Origin of the sequence: Sphingomonas sp. DBB INV C78 (assembly GCF_042693015.1) — a bacterium.
GTDB lineage: Bacteria > Pseudomonadota > Alphaproteobacteria > Sphingomonadales > Sphingomonadaceae > Sphingomonas_E.
Genome location: NZ_CP170544.1, coordinates 1 through 15,376, shown reverse-complemented (window position 1 = coordinate 15,376; position 15,376 = coordinate 1). Strand labels below are relative to the sequence as shown.

The 15,376-nt window shown below is 65.8% G+C and carries 16 protein-coding genes; 8 read left to right on the top strand and 8 right to left on the bottom strand.

All coding sequences use genetic code 11. The annotated features are described in order from the left end of the window. Positions 1 to 5 precede the first annotated feature (5 nt). The 3 genes from yidC to ACFB49_RS00070 all read left to right on the top strand — a co-directional run bounded on the left by yidC (position 6) and on the right by ACFB49_RS00070 (position 3,191). Positions 6 to 1,712, top strand: a complete 1,707-nt coding sequence (gene yidC / locus ACFB49_RS00080; protein ID WP_380874621.1) for a membrane protein insertase YidC — start codon at positions 6 to 8, stop codon at positions 1,710 to 1,712. Then, positions 1,709 to 2,365: a ribosome biogenesis GTP-binding protein YihA/YsxC gene (yihA, locus tag ACFB49_RS00075; protein ID WP_380874619.1), complete on the top strand. Its 657-nt coding sequence runs from the start codon at positions 1,709 to 1,711 to the stop codon at positions 2,363 to 2,365. The genes yidC and yihA overlap by 4 nt, the downstream gene beginning before the upstream one ends. Positions 2,366 to 2,522: 157 nt before the next feature. Next, positions 2,523 to 3,191 carry a glutathione S-transferase family protein gene (locus ACFB49_RS00070; protein WP_380874617.1) on the top strand — a complete coding sequence of 223 codons (669 nt, stop codon included), beginning with the start codon at positions 2,523 to 2,525 and terminating at the stop codon, positions 3,189 to 3,191. A gap of 7 nt (positions 3,192 to 3,198) precedes the next feature. Here ACFB49_RS00070 and ACFB49_RS00065 read toward each other — a convergent pair whose 3' ends face one another. Then, a complete protein-coding gene (locus ACFB49_RS00065; RefSeq protein ID WP_380880117.1) occupies positions 3,199 to 3,648 on the bottom strand; it encodes a cupin domain-containing protein in 450 nt (149 codons plus the stop codon). 49 nt (positions 3,649 to 3,697) lie between these two features. Here ACFB49_RS00065 and dapE point away from each other — a divergent pair, with 49 nt between their 5' ends. Then, positions 3,698 to 4,819: a succinyl-diaminopimelate desuccinylase gene (gene dapE, locus ACFB49_RS00060; protein WP_380874615.1), complete on the top strand. Its 1,122-nt coding sequence runs from the start codon at positions 3,698 to 3,700 to the stop codon at positions 4,817 to 4,819. Here the strand turns inward: dapE and ACFB49_RS00055 are convergent. The 5 genes from ACFB49_RS00055 to ACFB49_RS00035 all read right to left on the bottom strand — a co-directional run bounded on the left by ACFB49_RS00055 (position 4,816) and on the right by ACFB49_RS00035 (position 9,386). Continuing rightward, a complete protein-coding gene (locus tag ACFB49_RS00055) occupies positions 4,816 to 6,501 on the bottom strand; it encodes a putative bifunctional diguanylate cyclase/phosphodiesterase (protein WP_380874613.1) in 1,686 nt (561 codons plus the stop codon). The two genes, dapE and ACFB49_RS00055, sit on opposite strands and share 4 nt — an antisense overlap. A gap of 146 nt (positions 6,502 to 6,647) precedes the next feature. Then, positions 6,648 to 6,827, bottom strand: coding sequence for an Rmf/CrpP family protein (locus ACFB49_RS00050; RefSeq protein WP_380874611.1), 180 nt, complete (start codon positions 6,825 to 6,827; stop codon positions 6,648 to 6,650). 54 nt (positions 6,828 to 6,881) lie between these two features. Then, entirely contained in the window at positions 6,882 to 7,442 is a 561-nt protein-coding gene (locus ACFB49_RS00045) for a Smr/MutS family protein (RefSeq protein ID WP_380874610.1), read from the bottom strand. Continuing rightward, complete coding sequence (locus ACFB49_RS00040; RefSeq protein WP_380874608.1) at positions 7,417 to 8,742, bottom strand: murein transglycosylase A; 1,326 nt, start codon at positions 8,740 to 8,742, stop codon at positions 7,417 to 7,419. Before ACFB49_RS00040 ends, ACFB49_RS00045 begins: the two co-directional genes overlap by 26 nt. Then, on the bottom strand, positions 8,739 to 9,386 hold the full coding sequence (locus tag ACFB49_RS00035) for a Tim44/TimA family putative adaptor protein (protein WP_380874607.1): 648 nt from the start codon (positions 9,384 to 9,386) through the stop codon (positions 8,739 to 8,741). Before ACFB49_RS00035 ends, ACFB49_RS00040 begins: the two co-directional genes overlap by 4 nt. A 171-nt stretch (positions 9,387 to 9,557) precedes the next feature. Here ACFB49_RS00035 and secB point away from each other — a divergent pair, with 171 nt between their 5' ends. The 4 genes from secB (at position 9,558) to ACFB49_RS00015 (ending at position 13,545) form a co-directional block, all read left to right on the top strand. Next, positions 9,558 to 10,067, top strand: a complete 510-nt coding sequence (gene secB / locus ACFB49_RS00030; protein WP_380874605.1) for a protein-export chaperone SecB — start codon at positions 9,558 to 9,560, stop codon at positions 10,065 to 10,067. Between the two features lie 25 nt (positions 10,068 to 10,092). Then, positions 10,093 to 11,655, top strand: coding sequence for a murein biosynthesis integral membrane protein MurJ (gene murJ, locus ACFB49_RS00025; protein WP_380874603.1), 1,563 nt, complete (start codon positions 10,093 to 10,095; stop codon positions 11,653 to 11,655). Further along, positions 11,655 to 12,659 (top strand): tryptophan--tRNA ligase, encoded by a 1,005-nt coding sequence (gene trpS, locus ACFB49_RS00020; protein ID WP_380880115.1) that lies wholly within the window; start codon positions 11,655 to 11,657, stop codon positions 12,657 to 12,659. Before murJ ends, trpS begins: the two co-directional genes overlap by 1 nt. 241 nt (positions 12,660 to 12,900) lie before the next feature. Continuing rightward, the gene (locus ACFB49_RS00015) at positions 12,901 to 13,545 is read left to right on the top strand and encodes a DUF4136 domain-containing protein (protein WP_380874601.1); all 645 of its coding nucleotides are present in this window, start codon (positions 12,901 to 12,903) and stop codon (positions 13,543 to 13,545) included. Positions 13,546 to 13,624: 79 nt separating this feature from the next. Here the strand turns inward: ACFB49_RS00015 and ACFB49_RS00010 are convergent, their stop codons facing one another. Together ACFB49_RS00010 and dnaA are read right to left on the bottom strand one after the other, a co-directional pair. After that, the gene (locus ACFB49_RS00010; protein WP_380874600.1) at positions 13,625 to 13,825 is read right to left on the bottom strand and encodes a hypothetical protein; all 201 of its coding nucleotides are present in this window, start codon (positions 13,823 to 13,825) and stop codon (positions 13,625 to 13,627) included. A 48-nt stretch (positions 13,826 to 13,873) separates the two neighbouring features. Then, the gene (gene dnaA / locus ACFB49_RS00005; RefSeq protein ID WP_380874598.1) at positions 13,874 to 15,292 is read right to left on the bottom strand and encodes a chromosomal replication initiator protein DnaA; all 1,419 of its coding nucleotides are present in this window, start codon (positions 15,290 to 15,292) and stop codon (positions 13,874 to 13,876) included. Between the last annotated feature and the right edge of the window lie 84 nt (positions 15,293 to 15,376).

The following is a 15,376-nucleotide window of genomic DNA, read 5'->3' as shown; positions in this document are numbered from 1 at the left end:
GATCGGTGGAGAATTGGCGCAACGTGGTGCTGGCGTGCGTATTGTCGCTGCTGGTGCTGTTCGGCTGGCCGTACGTCGCGAACCATTTCTTCCCGCCGGCGAACCCGCCCGCGACGAAGGTGGTCGACGGCAAGTCGGTGCCTCTCCCCGCCCCCGGCGCGACCCCGCCGGCCGATGCTCCGGCCACGGTCCGCGCGCGCGAAGTGGTGCTGAAGGAGGGGCCCCGCGTTACCATCGATACGCCGCGCCTCAAGGGCTCGATCAACCTCAAGGGCGCGCGCATCGACGATCTCGTGATGGTCAAATATCGCGAGACGATTGCCAAGGATGCGCCCCCGGTCCGCCTGCTGTCGCCGAGCGGCACGGCGGACGCCTATTTCGCCGGCTTCGGCTTCTCGGGCACCGGCTTCGCCGCGCCCAATGACCAGACCGTGTGGACGGCCGACGGCACCACGCTGGCACCCGGCAAGCCGGTCACGCTTTCCTGGAACAACGGCCAGGGCCAGCTCTTCACCATCGCGCTGTCGGTCGACGAGGATTATCTCTTCACCGTCGAGCAGAAGGTCGCCAACAGCTCGCCGAATGTCATTTCGGCGCGTCCGTGGGCGCTCGTAAGCCGCACCGGCCACAGCAAGGACCCCGATAGCTGGACGATCCACACCGGCCCGATCGGCACCTTCAGCGGTTCGACCAACTACAGCGTCAACTTCAAGAACCTGGATGGCGGCGAAGCGCCGCGCTTCAACTCTACCGGCGGCTGGCTCGGCTTCGGCGATAAATATTGGCTGACCGCGCTGGTGCCGGCCCAGAACAAGGCGTTCGACGGCGGCTTCCGCAAGGGCAGCGGCGACCGTTATCAGGCCGATTTCTCGGGCGCGGTGGCGATGGTCGGTCCCGGCCAGGCGGCACGAACCACCTCGCATTTCTTCGCCGGCGCCAAGGAAGTTGCGGTGCTCGACGCCTATATGAAGCATCAGGGCTTCGTGAACTTCGATCGCGCGATCGATTGGGGCTGGTTCATCTGGTTCGAAAAGCCGATCTTCTATGTGCTCGATTGGCTGTTCAAGCTGGCCGGCAATTTCGGCGTCGCGATCATCCTGCTCACCTGCGTCGTCCGCGGCCTGATGTTCCCGATCGCGCAGAAGCAGTTCGCCTCGATGGCGGCAATGCGCGCCGTGCAGCCGAAGATGAAGGAGATCCAGGAGCGCTATAAGGACGACAAGCAGAAGCAGCAGCAGGAACTGCTCGCCCTCTACCAGAAGGAGAAGGTGAACCCGCTCGCCGGCTGTCTGCCGATCCTGCTCCAGATCCCGATCTTCTACGCGCTCTACAAGGTGCTGATGCTGACGATCGAAATGCGTCACCAGCCCTTCGCCTTGTGGATCAAGGATCTGTCCGCGCCCGATCCCGCGACCGTCCTCAACCTGTTCGGCTATCTGCCGTTCACGCCGCCCCACTTCCTGGCGATCGGCGTGCTGCCGATCCTGCTCGGCATCACCATGTATCTGCAGTTCAAGCTCAATCCGGCCCCGATGGACCCGGTCCAGCAGCAGGTCTTCTCGATCATGCCGTGGATCTTCATGTTCATCATGGCGCCGTTCGCGGCAGGCCTGCAGCTTTACTGGACGGTGTCGAACCTCCTCACCATCGCCCAGCAGAAGTGGCTCTACAGCCGCCATCCGGCGCTGAACGCAGCTGAAAGCACGACATGAGCGACGCAGGCCCACCCGAGGAAGGACGCGAAGCGCTGATCGAGGATGCACGCCGGCTCTTCGCAGGGCCGGTCGCATTTCTGAAATCCGCGCCGTCGCTCAACTTCCTGCCCGATCCGATGGTGTCGGAGGTGGCGTTCGCCGGCCGGTCGAACGTCGGCAAGTCGTCGCTGCTCAACAAGCTCGCCAACCGCAACGGCCTCGCCCGCACGTCGAACACGCCGGGCCGCACGCAGGAACTCAACTTCTTCGACGTGGGCGATCCGCTCCAGCTTCGCCTGGTTGATATGCCCGGCTACGGCTTCGCCAAGGCGCCCAAGGACGTGGTGAAGAAGTGGCGCTTCCTGGTGAACGATTATCTGCGCGGCCGCGCGGTGCTGAAGCGCGCTTTGGTGCTGATCGACAGCCGCCACGGCATCAAGGATGTCGATCGCGACGTGATGAAGATGCTGGATGAGGCGGCCGTCTCCTACCATCTCGTCCTCACCAAGGCGGACAAGATCAAGGCGAGCGAACTGGTCGCCGTCACCGATCGCACCGTGGCGGAGGCGCGCACCCATGTCGCCGCCCACCCGGAAATCCTGGTCACGTCGAGCGAAACCGGCCTCGGTATGGCAGAGTTGCGGGCCGCCGTTTTGGATTCGGTCCGCTAACCCAATCCGTCATGCTGAACTTGTTTCAGCATCCACTCCTTCGCCCGCGCAAACTTCGCTTGTGGCACGGTGGACCCTGGAGCCGCAGGCGAGCGAAGCTCAAACAAGTTCAGGGTGACGGTTGAGTGTGCGGCTTGGGCACTCTATGCCGCAACGCATGCTCAAGCTCTTCATCGGCAACAAGGCCTACTCCTCCTGGTCCATGCGCGGCTGGCTTGCGGTCAAGCAGTCCGGCATGGATTTCGAGGAGATCGTCGTTCCCCTCTATGACGAGGATTGGAACAAGCGCCGCGAAGGCGATGAGTTCGCCCCCTCCTCTGGCAAGGTGCCGATCCTGTGGGATGGTGATGTCGTGGTGTGGGACAGCCTCGCCATCATCGACTATCTGGCCGACCAGGTAGGCCGAGAGAAATTCTGGCCGGAGGACAATGCGGCGCGCGCGATGGCGCGATCCATGTCCGCGGAGATGCACTCCAGCTTCGCCAACCTGCGCCGCGAGCATTCGATGAACGTCCGCAAGCGCTTCCCGCCGCGCGAATTGAGCGAAGGCACGACGCACGACGTGATGCGCATCGTCCAACTCTGGGCGGAGGCCCGCGCCCGCTTCGGCGGCACCGGCCCCTATCTGTTCGGCGATTATGGCGCCGCGGACATCATGTTCGCACCGGTCATCACCCGCTTCATCACCTACTCGATCCCGGTGCCGCGCTTCGCCCACCCCTATATGGAAGCGGTGATGGCCCACCAGCACGTCAAGGCATGGCTCGAAGGCGCCTATGCCGAACCCTGGGTGATCGAGAAGTTCGAAGCGCCCGTCGAAGGCTGACGACGAACTAATAGGGTGTGCGGTCCTTGCGGGTGAAGGTCTGGCTCGGCCCGTCGACCCGCAGATCCACATCGGGATAATGGCAGTCGCTCGCCGATTTGCGGCCGATCGCGATCAGCACGCACGGCGCGTCGCTTTCATTGATCAGGCAATGGCCATTGGCCGCCCCCTTGGGGAAGGAAGCGCAGTCGCCCGCTTGCATCAGGACGCGTGATCCTTCCTCGATCAGCACCGCTTCGCCTGAAAGGATCACGACAAACTCGTCCTCATCCTCATGCCAGTGGCGCTGGCTGGACCATGCGCCCGGCGCCAGCGTGACATGGGTCACACCGAAATCCTCCAGCCCCGAATCCGGCCCCAGCCGGCGATACCAGCGGCCCTCCACGGCACGCGCGAAAGGCTCGGGATATCCGGTGCGGTTGGTGAGCGGAAACTCTTCCAGATCGAGCTTGGGCATGGCTTCATAAAGATAGGCAAAGCCCTGCCGTGTCGCTAGGCGGACGAACATGATCGATCCCGTTGCCCTCGCCAGCCGCCTCATCGCCTGCCCCAGCGTCACGCCCAACGATGCCGGCGCGCTGGACGTGATCGCCGAGGAACTGCAAGCGATAGGCTTCACCGTCCACAGCTTCTGGGACGGCGGCCCGCCCGACGGCCCGGTCCGCAACCTTTTCGCCATCCGCGGCGAAGGCGGCCCGCATTTCGCCTTTGCCGGCCACAGCGATGTCGTCCCCGCCGGCGACGGCTGGATAACCGACCCGTTCACCCCCGTCGTCCGCGGTGATCTGCTGCATGGCCGCGGCGCGGTGGACATGAAGGGGGCGATCGCCGCCTTCATCGCAGCGGCCGAGCGTGCTTCCGGTCATGCCGGCACGCTTAGCCTGATCATCACCGGGGACGAGGAAGGCCCGGCTACGCACGGCACCGTCGCCCTGATCGACTGGATGGCCGAACGCGGCATCCGCCCGGATCTCTGCCTGGTGGGCGAACCGACCTCCTCGGCGCGACTGGGCGACACGATCAAGATCGGCCGGCGCGGATCGGTCAATATGTGGATCGAGGTGCCGGGAACGCAGGGCCATGTCGCCTACCCCCACCTCGCCGACAATCCGGTGAGTCGGCTGGTCCGCATCCTGAACGAGATCGACGGCTGGACGCTCGACCAGGGCAATCGCTGGTTCCAGCCGTCCAATCTGGAAATCACCGACATCAATGTCGGCAACCCCGCGACCAACGTCATCCCCGCCGCGGCCCGCGCGCGGATCAACATCCGCTTCAACGACGAGCAAAGCGGGGCCGACCTCGTCGAGCGCGTGCGCGGGGTGGTGCTGCGCCACGCGCCGCGCGGCACGCTGGAAGCCAAGATTTCCGGCGAGGCGTTCCTGACTGAACCCGGCCGGCTCTCCAATATCGTCACCGATGCGATCCGCCGTGCGACCGGGCTGGAGGCCGAGCTTTCGACCAGCGGCGGCACATCCGACGCCCGCTTCCTCTCGAAAATCTGCCCGGTGGTGGAATTCGGCCTGTGCAACGCAACGATGCACAAGCTCGATGAGGCGGTCGCTATCCCCGATCTTCATGCACTGACGGACATCTACGCAGACGTCATCACCGCCGCGCTGCGTTAAGCCGTCGCCTTGGCCCCGTTATCGCGGTCGGCCATCCAGCGGAGATAGGCGGCTTCGTCCATCGGCCGCGCAATGCCATAGCCCTGCATGGCGTCGCAGCCGATCGCGCGCAGCACGGCCATCTGGTCCTGCTCCTCGACGCCTTCGGCCACCGCCTCGAATCCCATGCCGTGGATCAGCGTGATCACGGAGTGAACGAGCGTCCGCGCCTCGACCGAATGGGCCATATCCTGAATCAGGCTGCGATCGAGCTTCACGCGATCGACGGGCATCTTCCTGAGCCGCGCCAGATTGGAATAGCCGGTGCCGAAATCATCGATCGCGATGGCGACACCTTCGGCGCGGAGCATCTGCAGGCCTTCCAGCACGGCATCGCTGCCCTGCATCGCCAGCGTCTCGGTGATTTCGATCTCCAGTCGTTCAGCCGGTGCGCCCGTCTCGGCGATCAGCGTCCGCAACCGCGTGAAGAAGCCGGGGTGGGACAATTGGCGCGGGCTGACATTGACGGTGATCCGCTGGTTGAGCCCCGCGTCGCGCCACGCCGCCAGTGTCCTCAGCGCCCGTTCCAGCACCCAATCGCCCATTTCCCGGATCAGGCCGCACTCCTCGGCCGCCTGAATGAAGGTCGCCGGCATGCGGAGGCCGTCTTCGGGGTGATTCCAGCGCAGCAAGGCTTCCGCCGCCGTCACCTCGCCACACGGAATGCGGACCTGCGGCTGGAAAGCCAGCGCGAACTCGCCCCGTTCCACCGCCCGGCGCAATTCGCGCTCCAGTCGCAGCCTGCCGTCGGCTGCTGCATCGAGCTTCGCGTCGAAGCGCTGCACCTGCCGGCGCCCCTGCGCCTTGGCGTGATACATCGCGATGTCCGCCGCGCGCATCAGGCTCGGCAGGTCGGCGCCATGCTGAGGCGCGATGGCGAGGCCGATCGACGCGCCGACGTCGATCTGGTGTCCGCCGATGACAAACGGCTCGGACAACGCATGGAGCGCCCGGCGCGCCAGCCGATCGGCATGGGCTGCGTCGCGAACCCGCGGAAAGAGCAGCGTGAACTCGTCGCCGGCGAGACGGCCGATGACTGGTGCCGCGCCCGCCGACGCCGGCTCCGCCTGGGCGCGACCGGCCACCTGGCGCAATCGGCCGGCGACCATGGCGAGCACCTCATCGCCGCTGGCATGGCCAAGGCAGTCGTTGACGAACTTGAATCGATCGAGATCGATGAACAGCAATGCCGCCTTGTCCTGCCCTTCGCGGCTGGCGAGCAGCCGATCGGCGCTGCGGCGGAAATTGATACGGTTGGGAAGCTGGGTGACCGGATCGAACATCGCCAGCGTATGAACGCTGTCGAAATTGGCGCGCACCTGCGCGAACAGCCCGTCCATCGCGTCGGCCAGTTCGGGCAGCGATTCCCGCACGGGATGCGGCGTCGGCGACATCAGGTCGCCATCGGCCGCGCCGCGGATGCGCAGCGCCAGCTTGTCGATCGCGTCGGCGACGCCGGCAATGGCCCGCTCGGCCGAAGCCCAGCTCATCGCCCCGCAGACGAGCGCGATCACCAGGGCGGCGAAGATATTTTTCTGGCTGCTGGCACCCGTCGTGCCCGCCAGCAATGCTAGAATGAAGACGAGCGCGCCAGCGCACAATGCAAAGGCTACGGCGCGGCTCTTGAGCGACAATCCTTCCATCGGGTTGATGTTCGCCCTTCCCCAGCCACGCCCGGTCCCGGCGCGCGGAATGTTGTCACCGATTTGGGTTAATGAATGATGGCCGGTGGCCGATATCGGCCGGAAACTTGCCGAAACGGTTTATCCGGACATGGTTTCCGCTGCGGTCAGGTGGCCTCGCCGCTTTCGGCCTGCTCGCCATGGTCCCAGCCCTGCAGCCAGGCCTTGGCCTCCGCCGAATCAGGGGAATAGGGGCAATCGTCCCGCGGCACGCCATGGGCATGATCGTCGATGCCCTGTCCCATCGGGTTCACCCCTTCCAGATAGGCGTCGGAAAGTCGGGACACCGGCGGTTCTCCTGCTTGCACAGGGGCAAGACGCGCAGCGGTCCGGCAGGTTCCTCAGCGCCGTCGGCGGAGGATCACATAAAGCGCGCCCGCACCGCCATGGCGCGGATGCGCGTTGCGCACGGCGGCGATCCGCGACGCCCAGCCCGACGCGCCCAGCCAGTCGCCGATGGCGGCGCGGATCAGCCCGCGCCCCGGCGCGCCGGCCCGCGGCGCGCGGCCCGTGACGACCAGCAACAAGCGTGCGTCCGCCGCAATCGCGCTCGCCAGCGCGGCCTCCAGAGCGGCGTGGGCGCTCGCCAGCGTATGACCATGAAGGTCGATCGTGCGATCGGGGCCGACGATGCCGCGCCGCAGCCGACGGTCCCAGCCACCATCAAGCGTGTCGACGGGAGGAGGTGCAGGCTTGGCCGCACTCCGGTCGGGCACCGCCAAGGCCCGCTGGCGCGCCGTTTCCGGCACCGCGCGCGCCTTGGCCTGCGCCGGTGAAGGCGGCGGAAGCGAAGAATCAGTGCGATCGGCGCCGGCAGCCGGCTCCATATGAAGCGGCCGCACCGTCGCCGTCACCTTGCGCCAGAGCGCATGCTCCTCAGCGTCGAGACGTCGTCCGGCCATCGCCACCGGCCACAGGAGTGGAACTGCTGCCGTTCAGCCGCGCCACGGTGCCCTTGGGCAGCAGCAGCCAGGCATTGCCGCGGCCGGACATGCCGCCCGCCACGCGCCGCGCATCCTCGCCCGCGCCCCAATAGGTATCGAAGCGGTTGGCACCCTTGATCGCGCCGCCCGTATCCTGCGCCACCCACAACCCCGTCGCCTCGACACGATCGACCGACAGGAACACCGGCGCGCCCAGCGGCACGAAGGCGGGGTCCGCCGCCACCGTCGTCCGTCCCGTCACCGGCAGGCCCAGCGCGCCCAACGGCCCCGGCCCGAACAGTTCGCGGAAGAAGACGAAGCTCTTATTCTCGTTCATCACCGCCGCGCCGCCATCGGGCATCGCGCGCAGCGTCGCCATGATCCCCTGCATCGATGACTGGCCGGGCTTCAGCAGCCCGCGATCGCGCATATAGGCGCCGATGCCGGTATAATCGCGGCCGTTCTGGGTGTCGTATCCGACCCGCATGATCTTGCCGTCGGGCAGTTCCAGCAGGCCCGATCCCTGCACCTGCAGGAAGAAGAACTCCACCGGATCAGCCGCCCAGGCGATGATCGGCGCGTTGCCGTCGATCGCACCACCGACGATCGCGGCGCGATCGGGATAGCGGATCAGCTTGCCGTCCTTGGCCTGGCCCCGGATGCGGCGGCCCTTCAGATCATCGGCGAACAGCCCGAGATCGACCTCTACCAGATCGCCGGGCCGGCCGTAGATCGGCACCTCATAGCCCGTGCTGCGCGTCCGCGACCCCTTGATCTCCGGCTCGTAATAGCCGGTGGCGAAGGCCTTGCCCTCGCCGATGACGGCAGTCTCGAACTGGCTGGCGAAGAAGGCCCGCGCATCCTGGTCGGCGGCTGCCGCGGCGGCGTTGCACGCCGGCTGCCAGTCTCCCCCGCGCGTCAGCCCGCTATTGTCGGTGCGGCGCACCAGCGATTTGCACGAGATGCGGAACGCCGCGAGCGCCGACCGCGCTTCCGCGTCGGTGATGCCGAGCGCATCGACCGCAGGCCCTGGCCGCACGCCTTGCGCCTGCGCCGTAGCACCTGCCGGCGCGGTCGTCAGCGCAGGTGGCGCCGTCGGCACCATAGTGCGTGTCGTCCGCACCGGGCCAGGCGTGGGGCTGGACGGCGCCGCACCAGTCGGCGGCGCGGGCCGGGCCGGCGCCGGGCGTTGCGCGCTTGGCGATGGGGCGGTGGGGCTGACGCAGCCGGTCAGCGCCAGCGCCACGGCCAGCGCGCCCCCTAATACGAGACGGGTCACGCCGCCTCGTCGGTTTCGATCAGGATCCAGTTGGGGTCGTCGGCGCGGACATGCCGGCTGAACGTCCAGACGTCGTGGGTCGGCACGGCATCGCTCAGCGAACCGGCGACGACATTGCCCTCGGCATCGCGGGTGATGGCAGCGATATCGGCATCGAAGCGGACGGTGATGCTCGCCATCTGGCCATCGAGACGCGCGCGTTCGATCACCGCGCGCTCGATCGAGATCAGGCGGTTGTCCAGCACCTCGCCGGCTTCCTCGCGCTGGCGGATCGCCTCGGCGAAATCCTCACGGACACCGTCGTCGGTCAAACGGCCCAGCTCTTCCTGGTCGCCTTTCCAGAACGCTTCCAGGATCATGCGATAGGCAGCTTGCGCACCGCCGAGAAAGGCGGTGACGTCGAAATTGGGGTCGGCGGCGACGATGGCGCGAATGCCCTCATTGGCGCGCGCATCGATCGCCGGCTCGGCAGAGATGGGCTGCGACGGTAGATCGGCGCTGGAACGCGCAACCGGGGCCGGCTTGGGCTGGGCTTCGACCGGCTTGGCGATCGGCTGTTCATGCCCCGTGCGGCGACCGAGGACGCTGTAAAGCCTCATCGCGACGAAGACGAACACCAATGCCAGGATAATGATCGTTTCCACCGGACCTCCGCTACGCTTGTCCAACGCTACATAGGGATGTGGCGCCAATGTTTCAAATGGCGCTTTCCAAGCGTGCCAAAGCGGTAGCGGCAAGCTGTCGCCGCCATTGCCCTCCCCTTCCCCAACTGCTAGTCGCCCGGCGCATTCCATCACATCAAAAGGCAAATTCGGATGGCCGAAGAACAGGGCTTCGTGGACGCGGGCGAAACACTTGCGAACGGTGACGACAATCTGCCGCAAGTCGGGCTGATCGCCCAATATGTGAAGGATCTGTCCTTCGAAAATCCGAACGCACCGGCGGTCTACCAGTGGCAGGGCCAGCCGCAGATCGACGTGCAGTTCAACATCCGCGCCGACACGCTGGGCGAGGATGTCCATGAAGTCGCGCTCAAGATCGATGTCACCGCCAAGGCCGATCAGGGCGTGGCGTTCAAGGTCGATCTGCTGTTCGGCGGCCTGTTCGGCCTGCGCAACGTGCCGCAGGATCAGGTCCAGGGTTTCCTGCTCGCCGAAGCGCCGCGTCTGCTCTTCCCCTTCGCCCGCCGTGTGCTGGCCGATGCGGTGCGCGACGGCAATTTCCCGCCGCTGATGCTGGAGCCGATCGATTTCGGTGGCCTCTACATGCAGCAGCAGGCCCAGGCGCAGGCGCTCCAGTCGGGCGAAACGGCCGGCGAGGCCTGATCATAACGGATAACGGCATCTCCGCATGAATCTGATCAAGGCGATCGGCACGATCGGCGGGCTGACGATGGTCAGCCGTGTCTTCGGTTTCGCGCGCGAGATGCTGATGTCGCGCATCATGGGGGCGTCGGGTGCTGCCGACGCCTTCCTGGTCGCGTTCCGGCTGCCCAACACCTTCCGCCGCCTGTTCGGCGAGGGCGCTTTCTCCGCAGGCTTCGTGCCGCTGTTCAGCCAGCGCCTTCACGGTGAGGGCGGGATCGAGGATGCGCGAAAATTCTCGGAAGAGGTGCTGGCGGTCTTCCTGCCCACCCTTTTCCTGTTCACGCTCGTCTTCGAAGTGGCGATGCCGCTGTTCGTGTGGGCGATCGCGTCGGGCTATGCGGACGAACCCGCCAAGTTCGATCTCACCGTCTCGCTGACGCGGATCACCTTCCCCTATCTGCTGCTGATCAGCCTCGTCTCGCTCTTTTCGGGCGTGCTCAATTCGCTGACGAAGTTCGCGGCCGCGGCCTTTGCGCCCGCGCTCCTCAACGTCGCCATGCTGGCAGCCCTCATCATCGTGCCCGATGGCGGGGTGAAGTCGGCCTATGCCTTGTCGGTCGGCGTCACCGTCGGCGGCTTCCTCCAGCTTGGCCTTTTGTGGAACAGCGCGCGCAAGGCCGGAGTCTCGCTCCGCCTCCGCCGACCCAAATTCACGCCCGGCGTGAAGCAGTTCTTCGTCGTCGTGATCCCGGCGACCCTGGGCGCCGGCGTCTATCAGATCAGTCAACTCATCGACACTTTCTTCGCCACGCGGCTGCCCGAAGGGTCGATGTCCTACCTCAATTATTCGGATCGCCTGAACCAGTTGCCCTTGTCCGTGATCGGCACCGCGCTCGGCACCGCGATCCTGCCCCAGATCAGCCGCTTCATTGCCAAGGGCGAACCGGACGAGGCCGCCAAGGTGCAGGGCCAGGCGGTCGAGTTGTCGATGCTCCTCTGCCTGCCCGCCGCGCTCGCGCTCGCGGTGGTCGCCGGCCCGCTGGTCGCGGCCTTGTTCCAGGGCGGCAAGTTCACCGCGCATGACGCGATGGTGACAGGCAATGTGCTCGCGATCATCGTCTCGGGGCTCCCGGCCTATGTGCTGGTCAAGGTCATCACGCCGGGCTTCTATGCGCGCGAGGATACCAAGACCCCGGTCAAGACCGCCGCGATCGTGCTGATCGCCAATGTCGTCCTCAATTTCGCGCTGATCCCGCCGTTCGGCATCTACGGCCTCGCCTTCGCGATTGCCGCCTGCTCCTGGCTCAACTGCGTGATGCTCTACGTCATCCTGCGCGCCCGCGGCCATTTCCGCATCGAAGGCTGGCTGTGGGGGCGCATCTTCCGTCAGATCGCCGCCGGCCTGGTGATGGTGGCGGTGCTCTGGGGTCTCAGGATGCTGCTGCACGATTGGTTCGCCGGATCGGTCGGCAAGCGGATGGTTTCCGTGGTGGCGCTCGTCGGCGCCGGCGGAATCGTCTATTTCGGCGCCGCTTATCTGTTCGGCGGCATGGACAAGGAAGGCATCCGGCTGCTCACCCGCCGCCGCAAGAAGAAGGAAGCATGATGCGTATCGTCTCGGGCATCCAGCCCACCGGCAACCTCCACCTCGGCAATTATCTGGGGGCGATCCGCAACTGGGTGCGGATGCAGGACGGGCTGGGCGAAGGCGATCAGTGCTTCTTCTTCCTCGCCTCGCTCCACGCCATCACCGTCCATAACGATCCGGCGCAGCTCCGCGCGAACATCCGCGAGATGGCGGCCGCCTTGATCGCCGCCGGCGTCGATCCGCTCCGCTCTACCCTGTTCAGCCAGGCGGACGTGCCCGCCCATGCCGAATTGTGCTGGCTGCTCAACGGCACCGCCCGCATCGGCTGGTTGAACCGGATGACGCAGTTCAAGGAAAAGTCCGGCAAGAATCGCGAAGGCGCCTCGGTCGGGCTCTATGCCTATCCGGTGCTCCAGGCCGCCGATGTGCTGCTATATCAGGCAACCCACGTTCCCGTGGGCGAGGACCAGAAGCAGCATCTGGAGCTGGCCCGCGACGTCGCGACCAAGTTCAACACCGATTTCGATGTCGAACTGTTCACCCTGCCCGAGCCGATCATCCCGCCGGCCGCGGCGCGGATCATGTCCCTGCGCGACGGCACCGCGAAGATGTCCAAGTCCGATCCCTCGGACATGAGCCGCATCAACCTGACGGACGACGCGGACCTCATCGTCCAGAAGGTCCGCAAGGCCAAGACCGATCCCGAACCGCTGCCGGCCACCGCCGAGGAGCTGAACGGCCGGCCCGAGGCGCGCAATCTCGTCGGCGTCTATGCGGCGCTGGCGGACGAAAGCGTGGATCAGGTGCTGGCGCGTTACGCCGGCCAGGGCTTCGGTGCATTCAAGCCGGCGCTGGCGGATCTGGTCGCCGAGTCGCTGCGCCCGGTGAAGGCCCGTCTTGACGAGCTGCGCAACGATCCAGGCGAGCTCGATCGTCTGCTGGCGGTCGGCGCGGCCAAGGCGCGGGATGCCGCGGCGCCCACGCTGGAGGCGGCTTACAAGGTGATGGGGCTGCGGGCCTGATCGCACGTCCCCGCCGATTTTTCCGAAATTCTGCCAAGGTGATCGCGCCTCCATTCCGTCATCGGGATGGAAGGCGCGGTTGTCCCCCTGAAGGGCCCCGTCCCACGGCGGCCAGCCCCAGCCGCGTCTTCTACTTGAAACTCGAATGTTCACCCGGCGTTCAATAGATGTTCAGGCCGGCTATGCGAGGCTAGGCTGTTGTTATAGTGTGGGTGCAAGCCCCTTGCGAGGTCGCCAAACCATGTCGCTTCCTAGATGGATGATTACCCTGGCCGCTCCCGCCGCAGCGATGCTGGCTTTGTCGGGTTGCGCCACGCCGTTCCGGGCGGATGTCGCCCGGTTCCAGCAGATGCCGGCGCCCCAGGGCCAAAGCTTCGTCATCAAGGCACTCAACCCGCGCAATGAAGGTGGGCTGGAATTCGCTCAATATGCCGCGCTGGTCGAACAGCGGCTGCTCGCGCAGGGCTATACCCGCGCGGTCGATCCGGCGCAGGCCACGTTGGTCGTGATGCTCGATTATGGCGTGGACGGGGGCAAGGAGAAGGTCGTCTCCTATCCCAGCTATGGCGGCTGGGGTTATGGCGGCTGGGGCTATCCCTATGGCGGCTTTGGCTATCGTTCGGCCTTCTATTATGGCTGGAACGATCCGTTCTGGGGCTACGGCTATCCGGACGTCCGCAGCTACACCTATTACACCAGCTATCTGGACATGACGATCAACAACGCCGGCGGCCAGCGCCTGTTCGAAGGCAAGGCCAAGGCGCGGTCGCGGACGGACAGCCTGCCGGCGCTGGTGCCGAACCTCGTCGAAGCGATGTTCACCAACTTCCCGGGCCGCTCGGGCGAGGAAGTGCGCATCACCATCCCGCCGCCCGAAAAGGGCTGAGGCGCCGCGACAGACCGGAATCAAAAGGCCCGCTGAAACCAGCGGGCCTTTTTCTTAGGCGACAGATACGACATGCGGCCTAAAGCCAATAGTCTACGTCATAAAAGTTGTCATCGGGACACTGCTCGCGAAGAAGGATAGCTCCCCGCCGTGGGGACTTGTCGCTGGTGCCGCAGACCAACACCCAATGTCCGCATTCTTGGCATGTCAAACGCAAGCCCGGCACCAAGCCATAATCGCCATCAACATCTTCTTCCTGAATGTCGACATCGACACGCACCAGCCTCTCCTCAGAATGCTGGAAAGGTGGCTGGGTTCTCGCCTGGGGTTAGCCCTCGAGTTGCCGCATCAGCAGCCGCACGTCGGCATCGAGCTCCGCGTCGGTCTGGCGCAGTTTCTCGATCTGCTTCACCGCATGGATCACCGTCGTATGGTCGCGCCCGCCGAAACGGCGGCCGATCTCGGGCAGCGAGCGCGGCGTGAGCTGCTTGGCGAGGTACATCGCGATCTGGCGCGGCCGGGCGACTTCGCGGGCGCGGCGCGCCGACGACATCTCGGACTGCTTGATGCGATAATGGTCGCACACCCGGCGCTGGATCTCGTCGATGGTGATCCGGCGCTGGGTGGCGCGCAGCATGTCCGCCAGCGTCTCCTGCGTGAACTCCATGTCGATCGGCTTGCCCGACAGCAGCGAGTAAGCGACGACGCGGTTCAATGCGCCTTCCAGCTCGCGGACATTGGCGCTGATCCGGCGGGCGAGGAACATTACCACGTCCTGCGGCACCTGCGCCTGCGGCATCCCCTCCAGCTTCTTGAGGATGATGTTGAGGCGCAGTTCGAAATCGGCCGGATTGACATCCGCGACCAGGCCCCAGGCGAGGCGCGAGAGGATGCGGCTTTCGATCCCTTCCAGATCCTGCGGGCTGCGATCCGCGGTGATGACCAACCGGCGCCCGGCCGAGATGATCTCGTTCATCGTGTGGAAGAATTCTTCCTGCGTCGATTCCTTGCCGGCGATGAACTGGACGTCATCGATCATCAGCACGTCGGCCGCGCGCAACCGCGCCTTGAAGCTGTGCGTGTCCTTGGCGCGCATCGCCGCCACGAACTCGTACATGAACTTCTCGGCCGACATGTAGATCACGCGGGCATTCGGCTGGCGGGCGAGGAATTCCTGCCCGATGGCGTGCATCAGGTGCGTCTTGCCGAGGCCGGTACCGCCGTGGAGGAACAGCGGGTTGAAACCCAGCGCCCCGCCCTCGGCCAGCGTGCGGGCCGCGTTGTACGCGACCTCGTTGGCCTTGCCGACGACGAACGAATCGAAGCTGTAGCGCGATTCGAAAGCGTGCTGCGGCAACGGGTTGGCCGCAGCATCCGATGCGCCCGCGGCATTGGCGTTGGCCGGCACCGGAGTTGGCGCCGCGATCGGCTCGGCTTCCGCCGCGGCGGCCCCGCCGAACAGCGGACTGCGCGGAGCGTCGGTGCCGATAACCACCTTGCCGACCTGCGGCAGCATGGCCCGCCACGCCTGGAGCAGTTGCTCGGCGAAATGTGTTTCCACCCAGTTCGCCATGAAGTCCGACGGCGCGGCCAGGCGCACGGTCGAATCATCCGAATCGAATCCGACCAGCGTCACCGGCTTCAACCAGCCGTCAAAAGTGCGCGCGCCGCAGGTGCGACGCAGACTCGTCCGAATCGCTTCCCACGCCGCCTCAAAGGGCGACGGAGCGGAATCCGCTTCCAACATATCCTGCGCAGAAAGAAACGAAGCGGCTGAAGTCACGTCGGTCCCTTCAAAATTGACCCCCAGAGCAGGCACGACGGATCGCAA

Excerpts from the sequence above, each read along its gene's own strand:
- ACFB49_RS00070 (WP_380874617.1), top strand. The coding sequence starts at position 2,523 with ATGCTCAAGCTCTTCATCGGCAACAAGGCCTACTCCTCCTGGTCCATG.
- yihA (WP_380874619.1), top strand. The coding sequence starts at position 1,709 with ATGAGCGACGCAGGCCCACCCGAGGAAGGACGCGAAGCGCTGATCGAG.
- dapE (WP_380874615.1), top strand. The coding sequence starts at position 3,698 with ATGATCGATCCCGTTGCCCTCGCCAGCCGCCTCATCGCCTGCCCCAGC.
- ACFB49_RS00045 (WP_380874610.1), bottom strand. The coding sequence starts at position 7,442 with ATGGCCGGACGACGTCTCGACGCTGAGGAGCATGCGCTCTGGCGCAAG.
- dnaA (WP_380874598.1), bottom strand. The coding sequence starts at position 15,292 with ATGTTGGAAGCGGATTCCGCTCCGTCGCCCTTTGAGGCGGCGTGGGAA.
- ACFB49_RS00055 (WP_380874613.1), bottom strand. The coding sequence starts at position 6,501 with ATGGAAGGATTGTCGCTCAAGAGCCGCGCCGTAGCCTTTGCATTGTGC.
- ACFB49_RS00015 (WP_380874601.1), top strand. The coding sequence starts at position 12,901 with ATGTCGCTTCCTAGATGGATGATTACCCTGGCCGCTCCCGCCGCAGCG.
- ACFB49_RS00065 (WP_380880117.1), bottom strand. The coding sequence starts at position 3,648 with ATGCCCAAGCTCGATCTGGAAGAGTTTCCGCTCACCAACCGCACCGGA.
- murJ (WP_380874603.1), top strand. The coding sequence starts at position 10,093 with ATGAATCTGATCAAGGCGATCGGCACGATCGGCGGGCTGACGATGGTC.
- secB (WP_380874605.1), top strand. The coding sequence starts at position 9,558 with ATGGCCGAAGAACAGGGCTTCGTGGACGCGGGCGAAACACTTGCGAAC.
- trpS (WP_380880115.1), top strand. The coding sequence starts at position 11,655 with ATGCGTATCGTCTCGGGCATCCAGCCCACCGGCAACCTCCACCTCGGC.